This is a genomic window from Massilia sp. UYP11 (genome assembly GCF_050434805.1).
In the GTDB taxonomy this organism is placed as follows: Bacteria; Pseudomonadota; Gammaproteobacteria; order Burkholderiales; family Burkholderiaceae_D; genus Telluria.
Genome location: NZ_JBNDJE010000022.1, coordinates 10,976 through 26,551, shown reverse-complemented (window position 1 = coordinate 26,551; position 15,576 = coordinate 10,976). Strand labels below are relative to the sequence as shown.

General features: G+C 67.4%; 13 protein-coding genes. 12 read left to right on the top strand and 1 reads right to left on the bottom strand.

Annotated elements, in window-relative coordinates; genetic code table 11:
• Nucleotides 1–44: 44 nt before the first annotated feature.
• Nucleotides 45–812: a DUF2889 domain-containing protein gene (locus tag ABIB38_RS20925; protein WP_429206629.1), complete on the bottom strand. Its 768-nt coding sequence runs from the start codon at nucleotides 810–812 to the stop codon at nucleotides 45–47.
• 100 nt (nucleotides 813–912) lie between these two features.
• On the opposite strand from ABIB38_RS20925, the gene ABIB38_RS20920 reads away from it, so the two are divergent.
• From ABIB38_RS20920 to ABIB38_RS20865, 12 genes are all read left to right on the top strand, one after another.
• Nucleotides 913–1,713 carry an SDR family NAD(P)-dependent oxidoreductase gene (locus ABIB38_RS20920; protein ID WP_429206628.1) on the top strand — a complete coding sequence of 267 codons (801 nt, stop codon included), beginning with the start codon at nucleotides 913–915 and terminating at the stop codon, nucleotides 1,711–1,713.
• 45 nt (nucleotides 1,714–1,758) lie between these two features.
• Nucleotides 1,759–2,493 (top strand): TetR/AcrR family transcriptional regulator, encoded by a 735-nt coding sequence (locus tag ABIB38_RS20915; protein WP_429206627.1) that lies wholly within the window; start codon nucleotides 1,759–1,761, stop codon nucleotides 2,491–2,493.
• 177 nt (nucleotides 2,494–2,670) lie between these two features.
• Nucleotides 2,671–3,765, top strand: a complete 1,095-nt coding sequence (locus ABIB38_RS20910) for an amidohydrolase family protein (protein ID WP_429206626.1) — start codon at nucleotides 2,671–2,673, stop codon at nucleotides 3,763–3,765.
• Nucleotides 3,762–4,634, top strand: coding sequence for a fumarylacetoacetate hydrolase family protein (locus ABIB38_RS20905; RefSeq protein WP_429206625.1), 873 nt, complete (start codon nucleotides 3,762–3,764; stop codon nucleotides 4,632–4,634). The genes ABIB38_RS20910 and ABIB38_RS20905 overlap by 4 nt, the downstream gene beginning before the upstream one ends.
• Before the next feature lie 10 nt (nucleotides 4,635–4,644).
• Nucleotides 4,645–5,550 carry a 3-hydroxyacyl-CoA dehydrogenase gene (locus ABIB38_RS20900; protein ID WP_429206624.1) on the top strand — a complete coding sequence of 302 codons (906 nt, stop codon included), beginning with the start codon at nucleotides 4,645–4,647 and terminating at the stop codon, nucleotides 5,548–5,550.
• Nucleotides 5,547–6,719, top strand: a complete 1,173-nt coding sequence (locus ABIB38_RS20895; RefSeq protein WP_429206623.1) for a thiolase family protein — start codon at nucleotides 5,547–5,549, stop codon at nucleotides 6,717–6,719. Before ABIB38_RS20900 ends, ABIB38_RS20895 begins: the two co-directional genes overlap by 4 nt.
• Nucleotides 6,720–6,796: 77 nt before the next feature.
• Complete coding sequence (locus ABIB38_RS20890; RefSeq protein WP_429206622.1) at nucleotides 6,797–7,648, top strand: SDR family oxidoreductase; 852 nt, start codon at nucleotides 6,797–6,799, stop codon at nucleotides 7,646–7,648.
• A 199-nt stretch (nucleotides 7,649–7,847) separates the two neighbouring features.
• Nucleotides 7,848–9,527 (top strand): DUF1302 domain-containing protein, encoded by a 1,680-nt coding sequence (locus tag ABIB38_RS20885; protein ID WP_429206621.1) that lies wholly within the window; start codon nucleotides 7,848–7,850, stop codon nucleotides 9,525–9,527.
• A 23-nt stretch (nucleotides 9,528–9,550) separates the two neighbouring features.
• On the top strand, nucleotides 9,551–10,915 hold the full coding sequence (locus ABIB38_RS20880) for a DUF1329 domain-containing protein (RefSeq protein WP_429206620.1): 1,365 nt from the start codon (nucleotides 9,551–9,553) through the stop codon (nucleotides 10,913–10,915).
• Nucleotides 10,916–11,010: 95 nt separating this feature from the next.
• Nucleotides 11,011–12,159, top strand: coding sequence for a YCF48-related protein (locus tag ABIB38_RS20875; RefSeq protein ID WP_429206619.1), 1,149 nt, complete (start codon nucleotides 11,011–11,013; stop codon nucleotides 12,157–12,159).
• A 1-nt stretch (nucleotide 12,160) separates the two neighbouring features.
• Nucleotides 12,161–14,617, top strand: coding sequence for an efflux RND transporter permease subunit (locus tag ABIB38_RS20870; protein WP_429206618.1), 2,457 nt, complete (start codon nucleotides 12,161–12,163; stop codon nucleotides 14,615–14,617).
• Entirely contained in the window at nucleotides 14,610–15,575 is a 966-nt protein-coding gene (locus ABIB38_RS20865) for a lactoylglutathione lyase (protein WP_429206617.1), read from the top strand. Before ABIB38_RS20870 ends, ABIB38_RS20865 begins: the two co-directional genes overlap by 8 nt.
• The last annotated feature ends 1 nt before the right edge of the window (nucleotide 15,576 follow it).

Below are 15,576 nucleotides of genomic sequence, written 5' to 3'. Positions count from 1 at the left end.
AGCGGCCCATGCATCCGTCCTGCGCATGCGCGGGACGGCTAATTTCAGGCAAAGCCTTCGGGAACAGGGGCGCTGTCGAAGTCGGCGAGCCACGCCTGGTCGTCGCCGCACAGCGCCGCCGGCTTTCCCGTGAAGTCCCAGGTAGAGCCGACGATGCGGATCGCCTGGGGCGCCCGGTGCGGCTGCTGCGCGTAGCAGCGGCCCGTCAGGTGGGCATGGGGTTCCTTGTCGATATCTTTCAGCCGGCCCAGGGAAATCAGCGCACAGCGGCGCAGCACCAGCGCCGCTTCCGCTTCCTCGGCGGGGAGGGTGCCCAGGGCCCAGCGTGCCATGCCCTGGCGCATGTCGATGCCGGTATAGGGATCCGGCCCGAGGATGGTGCTGTTCTCGACCGACCAGTCGAGCAGCAGCCTGCCGTCGCGTTCGAGAAAGGCGTGGGTACGGCCATCGATGTGGCGCGGAATCTCGATGTCGTAGCGCCGGGCGCGATCGCCACGCGCGGCGGCGGCTACGGCCAGGCCGGCAAGGTCGAACATGTGGGTGCACTGCTGGGTGGCGTCGGTGTGGAGGTTGACCGAATGCGCGATGTCGTCCAGGCGCATGCCGGCCAGGCGCTGCAGTTCCGGCGCTGCGCCCGGGCAGGCGGTGAACGGGTGGCGTGGCGCTTCTCCGCGCACCGCGGTCACTTGCCCGCCCCGGTGGTCGACCACGACGCGGAAGTGGTGGAAGTCATCCTCCAGTACGGCGCGTACCTGTCCGCCCTGGCGGTCATGGCGGCCCGCCAGCTCGATTCGCCTGCGAAAACGCTGCATGTGTAATTCCTGGTATGGGTTGTTGGCACTAATGTGTACAATAACAGAAAATCTGTATAAGAACCTATGTGGGCATAGGTTCGATAACGAGGAGACGAGCGTGGGACTGTTGAAAGACAAGGTGGCTTTGATTACCGGTGCCGGCGGCGGCATCGGGCGCGGCGTGGCGCGCCGCTTCGCGCGCGAAGGCGCGGCAGTGGTGATTGCCGAGATCGACCGCGACACGGGCGCCCAGGTGGCGCGCGAGGTCGAGGAGCTGGGCGGGAGGACGCTGTTCGTGCACACCGACGTGCTGCGCAAGGAATCGGTGCTGGCCGCGGTGGATGCGGCGGTGGCGCGTTTCGGCGGGCTCGACATCCTGGTCAACAACGCCTTCGTGCCGACCCCGAACGTCCTCCTGGAAGACAAGACCGACGAAATGCTCGAGCAGACCCTGACCTCCACCGTCAAGGCGAGCTGGTGGGCGATGCGGGCGGCCCTGCCGCACATGCGCGCGCGCGGCGGCGGCAAGATCGTCAACTTCTATTCGATCGACGTCGACCTCGGCGCCTGGCTGCATGCCGACTACAACACCGGCAAGGCCGGCATCGTCGGCCTGACCCGCAGTGCGGCGGCCGAGTGGGGGCGTTTCAACATCACGGTCAATGCGATCGCGCCGACCGCGATGGGGGCCACCTTCCACAAGCTGGCGGCCGAGAATCCGGGATTCGCCGAACGGGCGGCGGCCATGCGCCCGCTCGGACGCTGCGGCGACCCCGAAGAGGACATCGGGCCGGTGGCGGTGTTCCTGTCCAGCGACATGTCGCGCTACGTGACCGGGGAATCCTTCCACGTGGACGGCGGCCTGCACCTGCCTGGCTACAACTCGAGACCGGCCAACGTGCCGGTGCGGGAAACCTAGAAACACGCGCCGCCACGGGCGGCGACTCACAGGAAAGCACCAATCATGCATGTAGTCAGGGGCGCCAGGGCCGGCACCGGCACCAGCACAAGCACAAGCAAAAGCACAAGCACAAGCACAAGCACAAGCACAAGCACAAGCACAAGCACAAGCACAAGCACAAGCACAAGCACCGGCGCCGACGGCGGGCGCAAGCGCCGCGCCGACACCACCATCGCCGCCATCCTCGCGGCGACCGAGGAGATGGTGCTGCGCGAGGGCTCGGAGCGCATCTCCGTGCTCGACGTCTGTGCGCTGGCCGGGGTCTCGCGCGGTACCTTCTACCGCTATTTCGCCTCGCAGGAAGAACTGCTCGATGCCTTCGCACGCCACAAGCGGGCCTCGTTCCAGCAGGCCATGGCCGATGCGGTGACGCCCTATGCCGAGCCGAACGCGCGCTTCCATGCGCTGGTGCGCTACCTCGACGACTATGCGGCGCATGGCCAGGCGCGCCTGCTGCTGCGCGCCGCGCCCGAGTACACGCTGCGCCTGTTCGGCCGCCTGTTCAACGAATCGCTGGTGCGCATCGACGACCTGATGCGCATCGTGTTCGACGCATGGGACCGGCGCCTGGGCATCCGCACCGACCGCGAACTGATCTGCGAGCTCCTGATCCGCTGCGTGCTGAGCGAGCTGGTGGTGCCCAACAAGCGCCCGGAAGACGGCGCGCAGCGCATCGTCGCCTTCCTGTATTCGATCGTCGAGTGCCAGTCGCGCGACGACGTGCAAAATAAAAGTTAAACACATTTGCCATTTCTGTCTATCTTTGGCAATATAGGTCCTGATGCAAAAGCACCGACCGAGTGCCGCGGGATGGAGACATGTGTTGCTTGTGGGTTGGCCGTGCCGATGGCCGGCCGATGTGTCCGGCCAATGCGCCTGCTGTCGGGATAACCAATCGTCACAGGGAGACACCACATGCTCATCGATCTTCACGCCCACGCCCCCCACCCCGATTACTACAACCAGCACCCGCACTGGGGCCCGTTCTTCGAGCAGCGCCCGGACGGCGACATCAAGCTGCGCGTCGGCCACTGGATCCTGTCGCTCGGCTCGCCCGAACGCCGTGCCGCCCTGCAGAAGGCGCGCGCCGAAGGCAAGACGCTCGACATCAACCAGTACCTGGCGCGCTGGGCCGATCCGAAGACCCGCCTGGCCGGCATGGACGCGGCAGGGCAGAGCGCCCAGGTGGTGTCGGTGCCCTCGCACTGCTACATGTACTGGGCCGAGCCTGAATTCGGCGTGCCCTTCGCACAAAAGGTCAACGACGTGCTGGCCGAATACTGCTCGGCCGCCCCGAACCGCCTGATGGCCTGGGCCCATGCGCCGCTCAACGTGCCGGTCGAAGCAGCCAAGGAAATCCGCCGCGCCTGCACCACGCTGGGCGCCAAGGGCCTGGTCGCGGGCGGCGCCAATTTCGGCGGCCTGGAATTCGACTCGCCCGAGATGGATCCGGTCTGGGAAGCCCTGTGCGACCTCGACCTGCCGATGTTCGTGCACGGCTACAACCAGTCGGTCACCTGGGGCGAGGATGCCAACACCGACCGCTACGAGACCACCGCCATCGTCGGCATGAACTACGACGAGACGAAATGCTTCTGGAACATGATCAACGGCGGCGTGTTCGACCGCTTCCCGAAGCTGAAGGTCTACATCACCCATGGTGGCGGCTTCGTGCCTTACCAGCTGGGCCGCCTGGCGCAGACCAACCCCAACCTGGACGTCGCGCACAACAAGAAGCCGGTGCTCGACTACCTGAAGAACTTCTACTTCGACGTCGAGCTGCACGAGCTGCCGATGCGCCAGGCGATGATCGAGATCATCGGCGCCGACCGCGTGCTGTACGGCTCGAACTTCGGCGGCAGCGACGCCGTCCGCCACGACCTGACCGACGGCCTGCGCATTTCCGACGAGGACCTGCAGAAGATCCGCTGGAAGAATGCCTGCGAGCTGCTGCACATCGATCCGGCCACGCTGGTCGAGCCGGTCAAGCCAGCGGCGCTGGCGGCATGAAGATCGCACGCTGCACCGACGGCGGTGCGCCGTTCTGGGCGCTGGTCGACAGCGAGGCGGCGCTGGTCCGCCCGATCGCCGGCGCATTCGCGGACTGGGGGCCGGCACTGACCCGTGCGATCGCGGCCGGACGCGCCGCGGCGGGCCAGGATGCGCTGCCGATCGACGGTCCCGCACGGTCGCTGGCGGGTGTGCGCCTGTTGCCGCCGGTTGAACCGGTCAACCGTGTGGTGGTGGCCGGCGCCAACTATGCCAAGCATCTTGCCGCCGACTTCGGCCTGAAGACGCCGCCGCAACCGATCGCCTTTTTGAAAGCCTATGGCGCCCTGATCGGCGCGAACGACCCGATCCGCTACCCGCCGCTGACCAAGGAGCTCGATCACGAGGTCGAGCTGGTCGTGGTCGTCGGCGACGCCACGATCGACGACAGCGACCCGCTCGCCGCGGTGCTGGGCTACACGGTCGGCAACGACGTGTCGGCGCGCGACCTGCAGCGCAGCGGCCCGGCCGGCATCGGCATGGACCTGTTCGCGGCCAAGAGCCAGGATCGCAGCACCGGGGTCGGTCCGTGGATCGTCACGCGCGACGAGTTCGGGCCCGGCAGTCCGCAGCTGCGCCTGACGCTCAAGGTCAACGGCCAGGTGCGCCAGGATGCCAGCACGGCGGAGATGAGCTGGGATGTGGCGCAGCTGGTGCGTTTCGTCCAGGCGCGTTCGAGCTTCGCCGCCGGCGACATCCTGTTCACCGGTTCGCCCGCGGGCGTGGGGCAGGGCACGGGCTTGTACCTGGAGCCGGGCGACGTGGTGGAAGCGAGCGTCGAAGGTATCGGCACCATCTGCAACCTCGTCGGGCCCCGGTCCGGCGCATGAGGAGACAAACATGATCGACAAGAACCAATCCGTGGTGGTGGTCGGCGCCGGCCTGATGGGCACCGGCATCGCGCACGCTTTCGCCAGCAGCGGTTTCGCGACCCGCCTGGTCGACAGCAATGGCCAGGCGCTCGAGAAGGCGCTCCAGAATATCCATGCGATCCTCGACGGCGGCGTCAAGCTCGGCAAGCTGGCGCTCGATGCCGCCGAGGCGGCCAAGGCGCGCCTGACCATCCACGCGTCGCTGGCCGAGGGCGCTCCCGGCGCCAGCCTGCTGGTGGAGACCGTGTCCGAGAACCTGGCGGTGAAAAAGGCGGTGCTGGCCGAGGCCGTGCCGCTGCTGCTGGACGGTGCACTGCTGGCGACGAATACCTCGGCGCTGTCGGTGACCGAGATCGCGGCATCGGTGCCGCACCCGGAACGCGTGATCGGGATGCACTTCTTCAATCCGGTCCACAAGATGAAGCTGGTCGAACTGGTGCTCGGCATCGCCACCGATGCGGCCACCGTCGCGCTGACGCGCGAATGGGTCGAGGCCATCGGCAAGACCTCGATCCTGGTGAACGAATCGCCGGGTCTGACCACCAGCCGCATGTCGGCGATGCTCGGCAACGAGGCGATGTGGATGCTGCAGGAAGGCACCGCCAGTGCCGAGGACATCGACACCGCGCTACGCATGGGCTTCAACCATCCGATGGGCCCCCTGGAACTGGGCGACCTGACCGGCTGGGACACCCGTCTGTCCGTGCTGCGCTACCTGCATTCGACGCTGGGCGAGAAATTCCGTCCGTGCCCGCTGATCATCAAGATGGTCGCCGCCGGACGCCACGGCCGCAAGACCGGGCACGGGGTTTACCAGTACGACGCGGCCGGGCAGCGCGTGCCGGGTTCGGGCCTGAAGGCGAGCAACCTATGAGCGACGTCTACATAGTCGAAGCGCTGCGTACCCCGGTCGGCAAGTACAAGGGCAGCCTGGCCGGCGTGCGCGCCGACCACCTGGGCGCCCACCTGCTGGGCGAACTGGTCGCACGCGCCGGGATCGACGCCGCCGAAGTGGACGACGTCATCTTCGGCTGCGTCACCCAGGTGGGCGAACAGTCGGCCAACATCGCCCGTACTTCGGTGCTGGGCGCGGGCTGGCCGGCCGCGATCCCGGGCCTGACGATCGACCGCAAGTGCGGCTCGGGCGAAGTGGCCGTGCACATGGCCGCCGGCCTGATCGCCGCCGGCGCCGCCGACGTGGTGATCGCGGGCGGCGCGGAGAACATGAGCCGGGTGCGCATGGGCGGCAACCGTGAAATCTACGGCGAGGCCTTCGGCGCGCTGGCGTCCGCCAAGTACGAGCTGACCAGCCAGGGCGAGGCGGCCGAGCGGGTGGCCGACAAGTGGCAGCTGGGCCGGGAGCAGCTCGACGCCTATGCCGTCGAGAGTCACCGCCGCGCCGCGGCTGCCGCCGCCGCGGGCTGGTTCGAGCGCGAGATCGTCCCGGTGCCAGTGGCGGCCCTGAAGGACGCCACCTATGCCGAGCCGGCGCCGGACAGCTTCGGCGCCGACGAAACCATCCGGCCGGGCAGCAATGTGGAGAAGCTTGCCACCCTCAAGACCAGCTTCCGCGACGACGGAAAGCTCACGGCCGGCAATTCGTCCCAGATCTCGGACGGCGCCGCGCTGCTGCTGCTGATGTCCGGCGCCGCGGTGGACCGCCTGCGCGTGAAACCACGCGCGCGCATCCGCGCCTTCACCACGGTCGGCTCGGATCCGACCCTGATGCTGACCGGCCCGGTGGCGGCCACCCGCAAGGTACTGGAAAAGGCCGGGCTGAGCGTGGACGATATCGACCTGTTCGAGGTGAACGAAGCCTTTGCGCCGGTGCCGCTGATGTGGGCGCAGGAACTGGGCGTGGCGCACGACAGGCTCAACGTCAACGGCGGTGCGATCGCGCTCGGCCATCCGCTGGGCGCCAGCGGCGCCCGGATCATGACTTCGCTGCTCCACGAGCTCGAACGGCGCGGCGCGCGCTACGGCCTGCAGGCGATCTGCTGCGCCGGCGGCATGGGAACGGCGACGCTGATCGAGCGCCTCTAGCGCAGGCAGACATGGTGCGGCAGGCCGGCATAGAACCGGCCGCCGCAAGAAGCATTACCCACAACAAGGAGACAGCAATGCACATCGACCTGAGCGGCAAGCGGGTGATCGTGACCGGCGCCTCGCGCGGCATCGGCCTGGCCATCGCGCGCAGCTTCGCGGCGGAGGGCGCGCGGGTCGCGGTCTGCGCCCGCAACCTGGAAGCGATCGAGGCGACCGGGCGCGAACTGGCGACCCGGGCGCAGGCCGTCATCGCCCGCGCGGTGGACGTCACCGACAGCGCCGGCGTCAAGGCCTTCGTCGAGGAAGTCGCCGCGACCTGGGGCGGCGTCGACGTCCTGGTCAACAATGCGGGGCAGGGGCGTGGGGGCAACCTCGACACGCTCACGCCGGAACAGATCCTCGAGCACGCGAACATCCTGCAAATGGGGCATTTCCGCTTCGTGCAGGCGGTGGTGCCGCACATGCGACGCCAGCGCTGGGGACGGATCATCGAGATCAACGCGCTGGCAGGCGCCATCCCGACGCCGGACGGCATCCCCTCGGTCATCAACCGGGCGGCCTGCCTGGCGCTGTCCAAGTCGCTCGGCATGTCGCTCGCCAGGGACAACATCCTGGTCAATTCGCTCAACATGGGATGGATCGATACCGGCCAGTGGGACCGCCACTTCGGCGAGGTCGGGCCCGGCGTCTCGCGCGCGGAGTTCGATGCGATGGCATTGAAGGTGGTGCCGCTGGGACGCTTCGGCAAGCCGGAGGACGTAGCCGGCATGGCGCTGTTCCTGGCCAGCGACTACGCCTCCTTCATCAGCGCTGCATCGATCGACATCTCGGGCGGCCTGCAGGGGCAGATCGCGTATTACCCGACGCTCAAGCGCGAATTCACCGAGATGGCCAAGGGACGCGGCGGCGCCGATCCTGCGGCATGAGCTTCACATAGAATTCTCGATATAGAACCTTAATCGAACAGTAGAATTCTCGAATTAATCGCGCTACAATTAACTTGCATCACGCGTCTCGTTTCCGCTGGGCCGAAGACAGTCGAGCAGCACGGTTCACTGGAAGGAAGATCAGGCAGTGCTGAACGATTCTAAAAAGCGTCCAAACGCAAAAACAGGAGACAGGTCCATGAATCAAGCAAGCGGTATGCATCGCCACACCCGTCATGCGGTGCGGTCCATCGCGGCAGCCGCCGCACTTGCCTGCGCCGTACCGGCGACGGCCACCGAAATCGTCGTCGCCAATCCCGACATCAAGATGCGGCTCGACGCCACCGTGCGCTACACCGCGGGCTTCCGGATGGAGGGGCAGGACAGCCGGCTGATGCGCAACTACGTCTACGACGAAGGCGACTCGAAGTTCGACAAGCACGACATGGTGACCAACCGCGTCGACGTGCTCACCGAATTCGACGTCAGCTGGCGCAACAAGATCGGCGCCCGCGTCTCGGCCGCCGGCTGGTACGACGAGGCCTATGACGACCACTCGGTGCGTTCGCCCGCCGGCTTTCTCACCGCCTACCGCAATGCCACCTACAACAACGAGGTGAAGCGCTACGTGAACGGGCCGTCCGGCGAGATCCTCGACGCTTTCGTGTGGGGCAACGTCGACCTGGGACCGGTGCCCTTGAATATCAAGGTGGGGCGCCAGACCAATGTCTGGGGCGAAGGCCTGCTGCTCGGCGCCCATGCGATCTCCTACGCGCAGTCGCCGGTGGACGGCGTCAAGGCCGCGACCAATCCCGGCGTGGAGACCAAGGAAGTGTTCCTGCCGATCGGCCAGGTGGCCCTGAGCGCCCAGGTCACCGACAACCTGACCCTGGTCGGCCAGTACTACTACGAGTGGAAGCCGACCCGCATCCCGCACGCCGGCACCTACCTGATGGGCGCCGACACCGCGCCCTCGTCCGACAACCTGGTGTTCCCGATCCCGGGCGTGGCGGCGCAACTGATCGAAGCGCGCAAGCCGGGCGACCATGGCAACTGGGGCGTCGGCGCGCGCCTGAACGTCGAGGCCATCGAATCGAGTTTCGGCGCCTATTACCGCCGCTTCGACGACTACGCGCCGGAGCTGGGCGTGCAACTGCTCGACTTCCGCGGTCCCTTGCCGACCCGCGCCCGTTTCGTGTATCCGGACAAGATCGAGCAGTACAGCCTGAGCTTCAGCCGCGTGATCAATTCCGTGGCGGTCGGCGCCGAGCTGTCCTACCGCAAGAACGGCGCCCTGAATACCCCATCCTCGATCGTCACCCCGACCGGTGCGCGCGGCGATACCTGGCACGCCGTCGTCAACGGCATCTACATGCTGCCCGCGACCCCGTTGTGGGCGACCGGCACGCTGGTGGGGGAAGTGGCCTACAACCGCCTCGACGAAGTCACCACCAATCCGGCGCTGTACCGTTCGGTCGGCGCGGCGACCTGCGTCGATTCGCGCACCGGCGTGGCCCGCTCCGGCACCAAGGACGACGGCTGCTCGACCAGGGACGCATGGCAGATGGCCTTGCGCTTCACCCCGCAATACCTGAACGTGCTGCCGTCCTGGGACCTGGCGCTGCCGATGAGCGCCACCTACGGGATCTCGGGCAACGCCCCGTCCTCGGGCGGCGGCACCGAGGGCGAACTGCGCTGGTCGATCGGCGCCACCGCCACCTATGCATCGAAGTATGAATTCTCGCTCCTGTACGCCGACCGCAAGCTGCCCGTCCGGGAGCTGAACGGAAGGATCACCGGGGGCGCGGCCCACAGCAATTCCTCGGTCGGCGTCATCGACCGCGGCTGGCTGTCCTTTACCTTCAAGACGGCCTTCTAAGCGCCGCAAACAGGAGACTCGACATGAATATGAAGCGACTCATCATCGGCTCGCTGGCAGGCCTGGCAGGCCTGGCAGGCGGCGCGCAGGCCCAGGTCACGCCCGACGAGGCCAAGCAGCTCGGCAGCACGCTGACCCAGCTCGGCGCCGTCAAGGCCGGCAACAAGGAAGGCACCATCCCGGCCTACACCGGCGGCCTGCAGAAGGCGCCGGCCGGCTTCAAGGCGGGCAGCGGCGTCTGGGCCGACCCGTTCAAGGACGAGGCGCCGATCCTGCGCATCGACGCGAAGAACTACCAGCAGCATGCCGACAAGCTGTCCGACGGCCAGAAGGAGCTGTTCAAGAAGCATCCGGGCTTCTACATGGACGTCTACCCGACCCACCGCACCGCCGCGGTGCCGGAGCGCGTGCTGGCCAAGACGGTGCGCAATGCGACCACCTGCAAGACCGCCAAGGGCGGCCTGGCGGTGGACCAGGCCTGCCGCGGCGGCATCCCGTTCCCGATCGCGAAGACCGGCAACGAGATGATGTGGAACCAGCAGCTGCGCTACAAGGCCGATACCACCACCCGTTCCTCGCGCTCGTGGGTGGTCGACGCCAGCGGCAAGGCCGTCATGACCTCGCAGCAGCAGACCTTCGAGGAAACCCCGTACTACCACGAGGACCTGGACGGCCGCGACGAGCAGATGTACTGGCGCACCTACTCGGTCAACAGCGCGCCGATCCGCAAGGCCGGCGAAGTGACCGGCCTGATGGACTTCCTCGACCCGACCCAGAAGCCGCGCCGTGCCTGGAGCTATGCGCCGGGCCAGCGCCGCATCAAGCTCGCGCCCGAGTTCTCCTACGATACCCCGGTGGCCAGCATGGGCGGCGTCACGCTGTTCGACGAGCTGTTCGTGTTCTCCGGCCAGATGGACCGCTTCGACTTCAAGCTGGTCGGCAAGAAGGAAATGTACGTGCCCTACAACGCCTACAAGCTGTACTTCGGCTGCGGGGTGGAGGAGCAGTTCAAGGAGAAGTACCCGAATCCGGCCTGCTGGCGCTGGGAGCTGCACCGCATGTGGGTGGTCGAGGCGACCCTGAAGCAGGGCTTCCGTCACGCCTACGCCACGCGCACCTATTACATCGATGAAGACAGCTACGGCGCCATGCTGTACGACGCCTACGATCGCAGCGGCCAGCTGTACCGCTCGATCTTCAACTCGATGATCCAGCTGTACGACGTCGATGCGCCGTATATCGTGAAGAACGTGATCTTCGACTTCAACAAGGGCATGTATGCGCTGGTCAACGATGCCCTGATCGGCGGCTACGGCGTGGTGACCAAGCCGCGCTCGAACCGCGACCTGAACCCCGAGACCATCGTGGCGAAGGAAACCGCGCGCTGATGTAGCGCCGTTTTCCGCGAGTGCCGCCCGCCGCCTGCTGCTTGCAGGGGCGGCGCGGCAGCCGTTCAGATGCATGCACCACCACGGAGTCTCCGGTGAACAGCTTCAAACTCTTTTCCTATGGCCCGGGGCGCCACGCCCCGGCGCTGTGCCGCGCGATCCGCGCGGCGATCCTTTCCGCTGCCGTCCTGGGGGCGGCGCTTCCCGCCGGCGCGGAAGTCCTGGACAGGCCGGCCGAGCGCTCGGCGGCGGCATTCAAGCGCCCCATGACCGGCATCGCCGTCCGTGGCGACAGCGCGGTCTCGGTGGGCGTGCACGGCACCATCCTGGTGTCGCGCGACGCCGGCAAGACCTGGAAGCAGGCCGAGGTGCCGGTTTCCTCGGACCTGACCAATGTGCGTTTTTCCGGGCCGAACACGGCCTGGGCGACGGGCCACGACGGCGTGGTCCTGCGCAGCCTGGACGGCGGCCAGACCTGGACCCGCGTCCTTGACGGGCGCAGCCTGCTTGCCATGCTGGACAAGCACTATCGCGCCCGCGTCGCGGCGGGCGTGGCGGATGCCGCCGCAATCGTCGACGAAGTCGCGCGCGCGGCGGCGCTGTCGGCGACACCCGGCGTGCTGCCTTACCCCTTCCTCGACATCCGCATCGGCGCCGACGGCGAAGGCTTCGTGGCAGGCGCCTTCGGGCTGCTGCTGCGCACCGGGGACGGCGGAAAGACCTGGGAGCCCTGGCTGGAAAAGGCCGGGAACGACCGCCGCATGCACCTGTATGCCCTCGAGCAGACCGCCGACGGCAACCTGTACCTGGCCGGCGAACAGGGCCTGTTGCGCAGGCTCGACCGCGCAGCCAGCCGTTTCGTCGAGGTCCCGACGCCTTACGGCGGCACCTGGTTCGGCCTGGCCTCGAACGAGGCCGGACTGGTCGCTTTTGGCCTGCGCGGCAACGCCTACCTCAGCACCGACGGCGGGTTGGGCTGGAAGCCGCTGGCGCTCGGCACCCAGGCGACGGTGGTGGGCGCGTTTGCCTGCGCACCCGGCGAACTGGCCTTCGTGACGCAGGCCGGCCAGGTCCTGGTCCATCGCGGCGGCGCCACTGCCGATGCGCGGGTCGCCCGCAATGGCGAAATATTCGGCGCCGCGCCTGCCGGAACGGGCCAGGTCGCCCTGGCCGGCAGCGGCGGCGCACGGGTAGCGAAGCTGGCGGGCTGCGGCGCCGATGCCGCAAGAATGGGGAAGAACTGACATGGCCGCGCACAGCGAACAGCCGCGCATGCCCGTGATCCGGGACCTGCAATCCTTCGACCGCCGCTCGGGCAACCTGCTCGAGCGGGTCATCTTCAATAACCGCATCCTGGTGCTGCTGGCCTGCCTGCTGGCCACGCTGTTCCTCGGCTACTCGGCGACGCGGATCAAGGTCAATGCCAACTTCGAGCGCATGATCCCGCTCGGCAGCCCCTACATCCAGAACTACCTGGCCTACAAGGACCAGCTTCCGGGCCTCGGCAACACGGTGCGCATCGTGGTCGAGAACAAGACCGGCGACATCTACGACCCGGCCTTCCTCGAGGTCATGCGCAAGGTGAACGACGACCTGTACATGATCCCGGGCGTCGACCGCTCCTGGATGAAATCGATCTGGATGCCGATCGTGCGCTGGCGCGAGGTCACCGAGGACGGCATCACCGGGGGCGCGGTGATGCCGGCCCAGTTCGACGGCAGCCCGGCAGAACTGGCCAAGCTGCGCGAGAACGTCGCCAAGGCCGGCATCGTCGGCCGCCTGGTGGCGCTCGACATGAAGTCGAGCATGATTGTCGCACCGATGCTCGACACCGACCCGAAAACCGGGGAAGCGCTCGACTACGGCGCCTTCTCGCAGCAGCTGGAACAGAAGATCCGCAGCTACGAGAGCGACAAGGTCGGGATCCACATCGTCGGCTTCGCCAAGATCGTCGGCGACCTGATCGAAGGCCTGAAGTCGGTGATGCTGTTCTTCGCCGTCTCGGTGGCGATCGCCACCGTGTTCGTCTACCTGTACACGCGCTGCCTGCGCAGCACCGCGCTGCTGGTCACTGCGGCCGTGCTCGGCGTGGTGTGGCTGCTGGGGCTGATGCAGCTGCTCGGCTACGAACTCGATCCCTACTCGATCCTGGTGCCTTTCCTGATCTTCGCCATCGGCCTGTCGCACGGCGCGCAGAAGATGAACGGCATCATCCAGGACATCGGGCGCGGCACCCACCGCTACGTCGCGGCGCGCTATACCTTCCGCCGCCTGTTCGTGGCCGGCGTCACGGCGCTGCTGGCCAACATCGTCGGCTTCGCGGTGCTGATCATCATCGACATCCCGGTGATCCGTGACCTGGCGATCACCACCAGCATCGGCGTGACGGTCCTGGTGTTCACCAAGCTGTTCCTGATCCCGGTGGCGCTGTCCTACATCGGCATCAGCCCGAAGGCGGCGCGGCGCGCGCTCGAGGAAGACCAGGAAATGGCCCAGGGCCGCTCGGCGCTGGGACGGGTGTGGGCGCGCCTGGACCGCCTGACCGAACGGCGCTGGGCGATTCCGACGATCGGCGTGGCGCTCGCCGTGACGGCCGTGTCGGCGGTGGTGATGCAGGACCTGCGCATCGGCGACCTGGACGCCGGCGCGCCGGAACTGCGTCCGGATTCTCGCTACAACCGCGACAACGCCTACATTACCCAGCACTACGGCCTGTCGAGCGACCAGTTCGTCGTCATCATGAAGACCGCCGACGAAGGCTGCCGCCTGGTGTCGGCGCTGAACCGGATGGACGGGCTGGCCCAACTGCTGCGCGCGGACCCGGCGGTCCAGACCACGACTTCGCTGGCCGAGACGGTGCGCTTCACCACGGCCGCCATGACCGAGGGCAGCGGCAAGTGGCTGACGATCAGCCGCAACCAGTCGATCACCGACGGCGCCATGTCGGCCGCCGCCATCGCCACGCCCGACATCACCAACCAGAGCTGCTCGGTGTCGCCGCTGGTGGCCTACCTGGCCGACCACAAGGCCGACACCGTGGCCCGCATCCTGAAGACCGCGGAAGGCTACGCGCAGCTCAACAACACCGGGCCCGGCGCCAAGGAACCGGTCCAGTTCCTGCTGGCCGCCGGCAGCGCGGGCATCGAGGCCGCCACCAATATCGAAGTGGGCAGGAGCATCGTCACGATGTACCTGGCGGTGTACGGCTCGACCGCGCTGCTGTGCCTGGTCACCTTCCGCAGCGTGCGCGCCACCATCGTCGCCCTGATCCCGCTGGTCATCACGACCATCCTGTGCAAGGCGCTGATGGTCTGGCTCGGGATCGGCCTGAAGGTCGCGACCCTGCCGGTGATCGCGGTGGGAGTCGGGGTGGGCGTCGATTACGCGCTCTACCTGCTGTCGGTGCAGGTGGCGTGCCAGCGCCGCGGCGACAGCCTGCGCGCCGCCTACCGCCGCTCGCTCGACTTCACCGGCAAGGTGGTGGCGCTGGTCGGCCTGACGATGGCCGCCGGCGTCGTCACCTGGGCCTGGTCGCCCATCAAATTCCAGGCTGACATGGGCATCCTGCTGACCTTCATGTTCCTCTGGAACATGCTGGGCGCCCTGATGCTGACGCCGGCCCTGTCGTACTTCCTGCTCAATCCGAAAAGCGCACGTGAAGATGCGCGCGTGACCCCAACACTGGAGAAGAACTATGTTTGACCTGCTGCTGTCAGCCGACATGATGCTGCCCGACCCGGACGGCATGACCGAACTGCTGGTGAAGAAGCTCGGCGTGCACAGCCACCCGAACTGGCGCCAAGCCTTCGACAACCATCCGTACATTGCGCACTTCCTGCGCGTGCACAAGTCGCTGGCCGTGTCGCCGACGCGCCTGGAGCCGCAATGGCACCTGGACTACGACAACCCGGGCGACCCGATGTTCCACGAGTTCCTCGAAAGCCTCAAGGATTACCAGGGACGCCACCGCCCGATGTTGACCCACTCGGTGGTGCTGGCGCTGCAGGGGCCCAAGTTCGATGCCTTCGTCGACAAGCTGATGCGGCGCGGCCTGGCCTTTCGCATGGCGCAGCGCACGCCGGAGATGCCCTTCGACCGCCTGTGGCTCGGCGCCACCCCGGAGCGGCCGCGCTATTCCCCCGAGGTGGACGGCGGCCTGTGCATCGAGGTGATGCCGACCGAACCGCTGCAGATGCCGCCGGAGACCTTCGCCACCCCGCCGGCCCAGCCGCGCGACCCGCGGCCGGGCGACATGGTGCGCGTCAGTGCCCGTGCCTTCCTGGTGCGCGACCTCGACCACACGCTGCGCTGCTGCTCGAAGAACCTCGACTGGGAGCCGCAGGGCGGGGTGGAACTGCTGGGCCGCGAAGGCCAGCGCCGCGCCATCATGCCGTTCACGGTGGCCAACAGCGCCGCGCTGCACGTGATCCAGCCGACCGCCTGGGATACGCCGGCCGCGCACTACCTGAACAACTGGGGCCCGGGCCTGTATTACATCCGGATCGCGGTCAACGGCCTGGCGGCCAAGGCCGAGGATCTGCGCGAACGCGGCACCAAATTCACCTGGGTCGAGGAATCGGAATCGGCCGGCGGCAAGCCGCTGATCCGGATCGACGCATCCGAGCTGCGCGGCCAGCTCATCGAGTTCGAGGAAGCCTGAC

Excerpts from the sequence above, each read along its gene's own strand:
- ABIB38_RS20925 (WP_429206629.1), bottom strand. The coding sequence starts at position 812 with ATGCAGCGTTTTCGCAGGCGAATCGAGCTGGCGGGCCGCCATGACCGC.
- ABIB38_RS20915 (WP_429206627.1), top strand. The coding sequence starts at position 1,759 with ATGCATGTAGTCAGGGGCGCCAGGGCCGGCACCGGCACCAGCACAAGC.
- ABIB38_RS20910 (WP_429206626.1), top strand. The coding sequence starts at position 2,671 with ATGCTCATCGATCTTCACGCCCACGCCCCCCACCCCGATTACTACAAC.
- ABIB38_RS20905 (WP_429206625.1), top strand. The coding sequence starts at position 3,762 with ATGAAGATCGCACGCTGCACCGACGGCGGTGCGCCGTTCTGGGCGCTG.
- ABIB38_RS20900 (WP_429206624.1), top strand. The coding sequence starts at position 4,645 with ATGATCGACAAGAACCAATCCGTGGTGGTGGTCGGCGCCGGCCTGATG.
- ABIB38_RS20895 (WP_429206623.1), top strand. The coding sequence starts at position 5,547 with ATGAGCGACGTCTACATAGTCGAAGCGCTGCGTACCCCGGTCGGCAAG.
- ABIB38_RS20890 (WP_429206622.1), top strand. The coding sequence starts at position 6,797 with ATGCACATCGACCTGAGCGGCAAGCGGGTGATCGTGACCGGCGCCTCG.
- ABIB38_RS20885 (WP_429206621.1), top strand. The coding sequence starts at position 7,848 with ATGAATCAAGCAAGCGGTATGCATCGCCACACCCGTCATGCGGTGCGG.
- ABIB38_RS20880 (WP_429206620.1), top strand. The coding sequence starts at position 9,551 with ATGAATATGAAGCGACTCATCATCGGCTCGCTGGCAGGCCTGGCAGGC.
- ABIB38_RS20870 (WP_429206618.1), top strand. The coding sequence starts at position 12,161 with ATGGCCGCGCACAGCGAACAGCCGCGCATGCCCGTGATCCGGGACCTG.
- ABIB38_RS20865 (WP_429206617.1), top strand. The coding sequence starts at position 14,610 with ATGTTTGACCTGCTGCTGTCAGCCGACATGATGCTGCCCGACCCGGAC.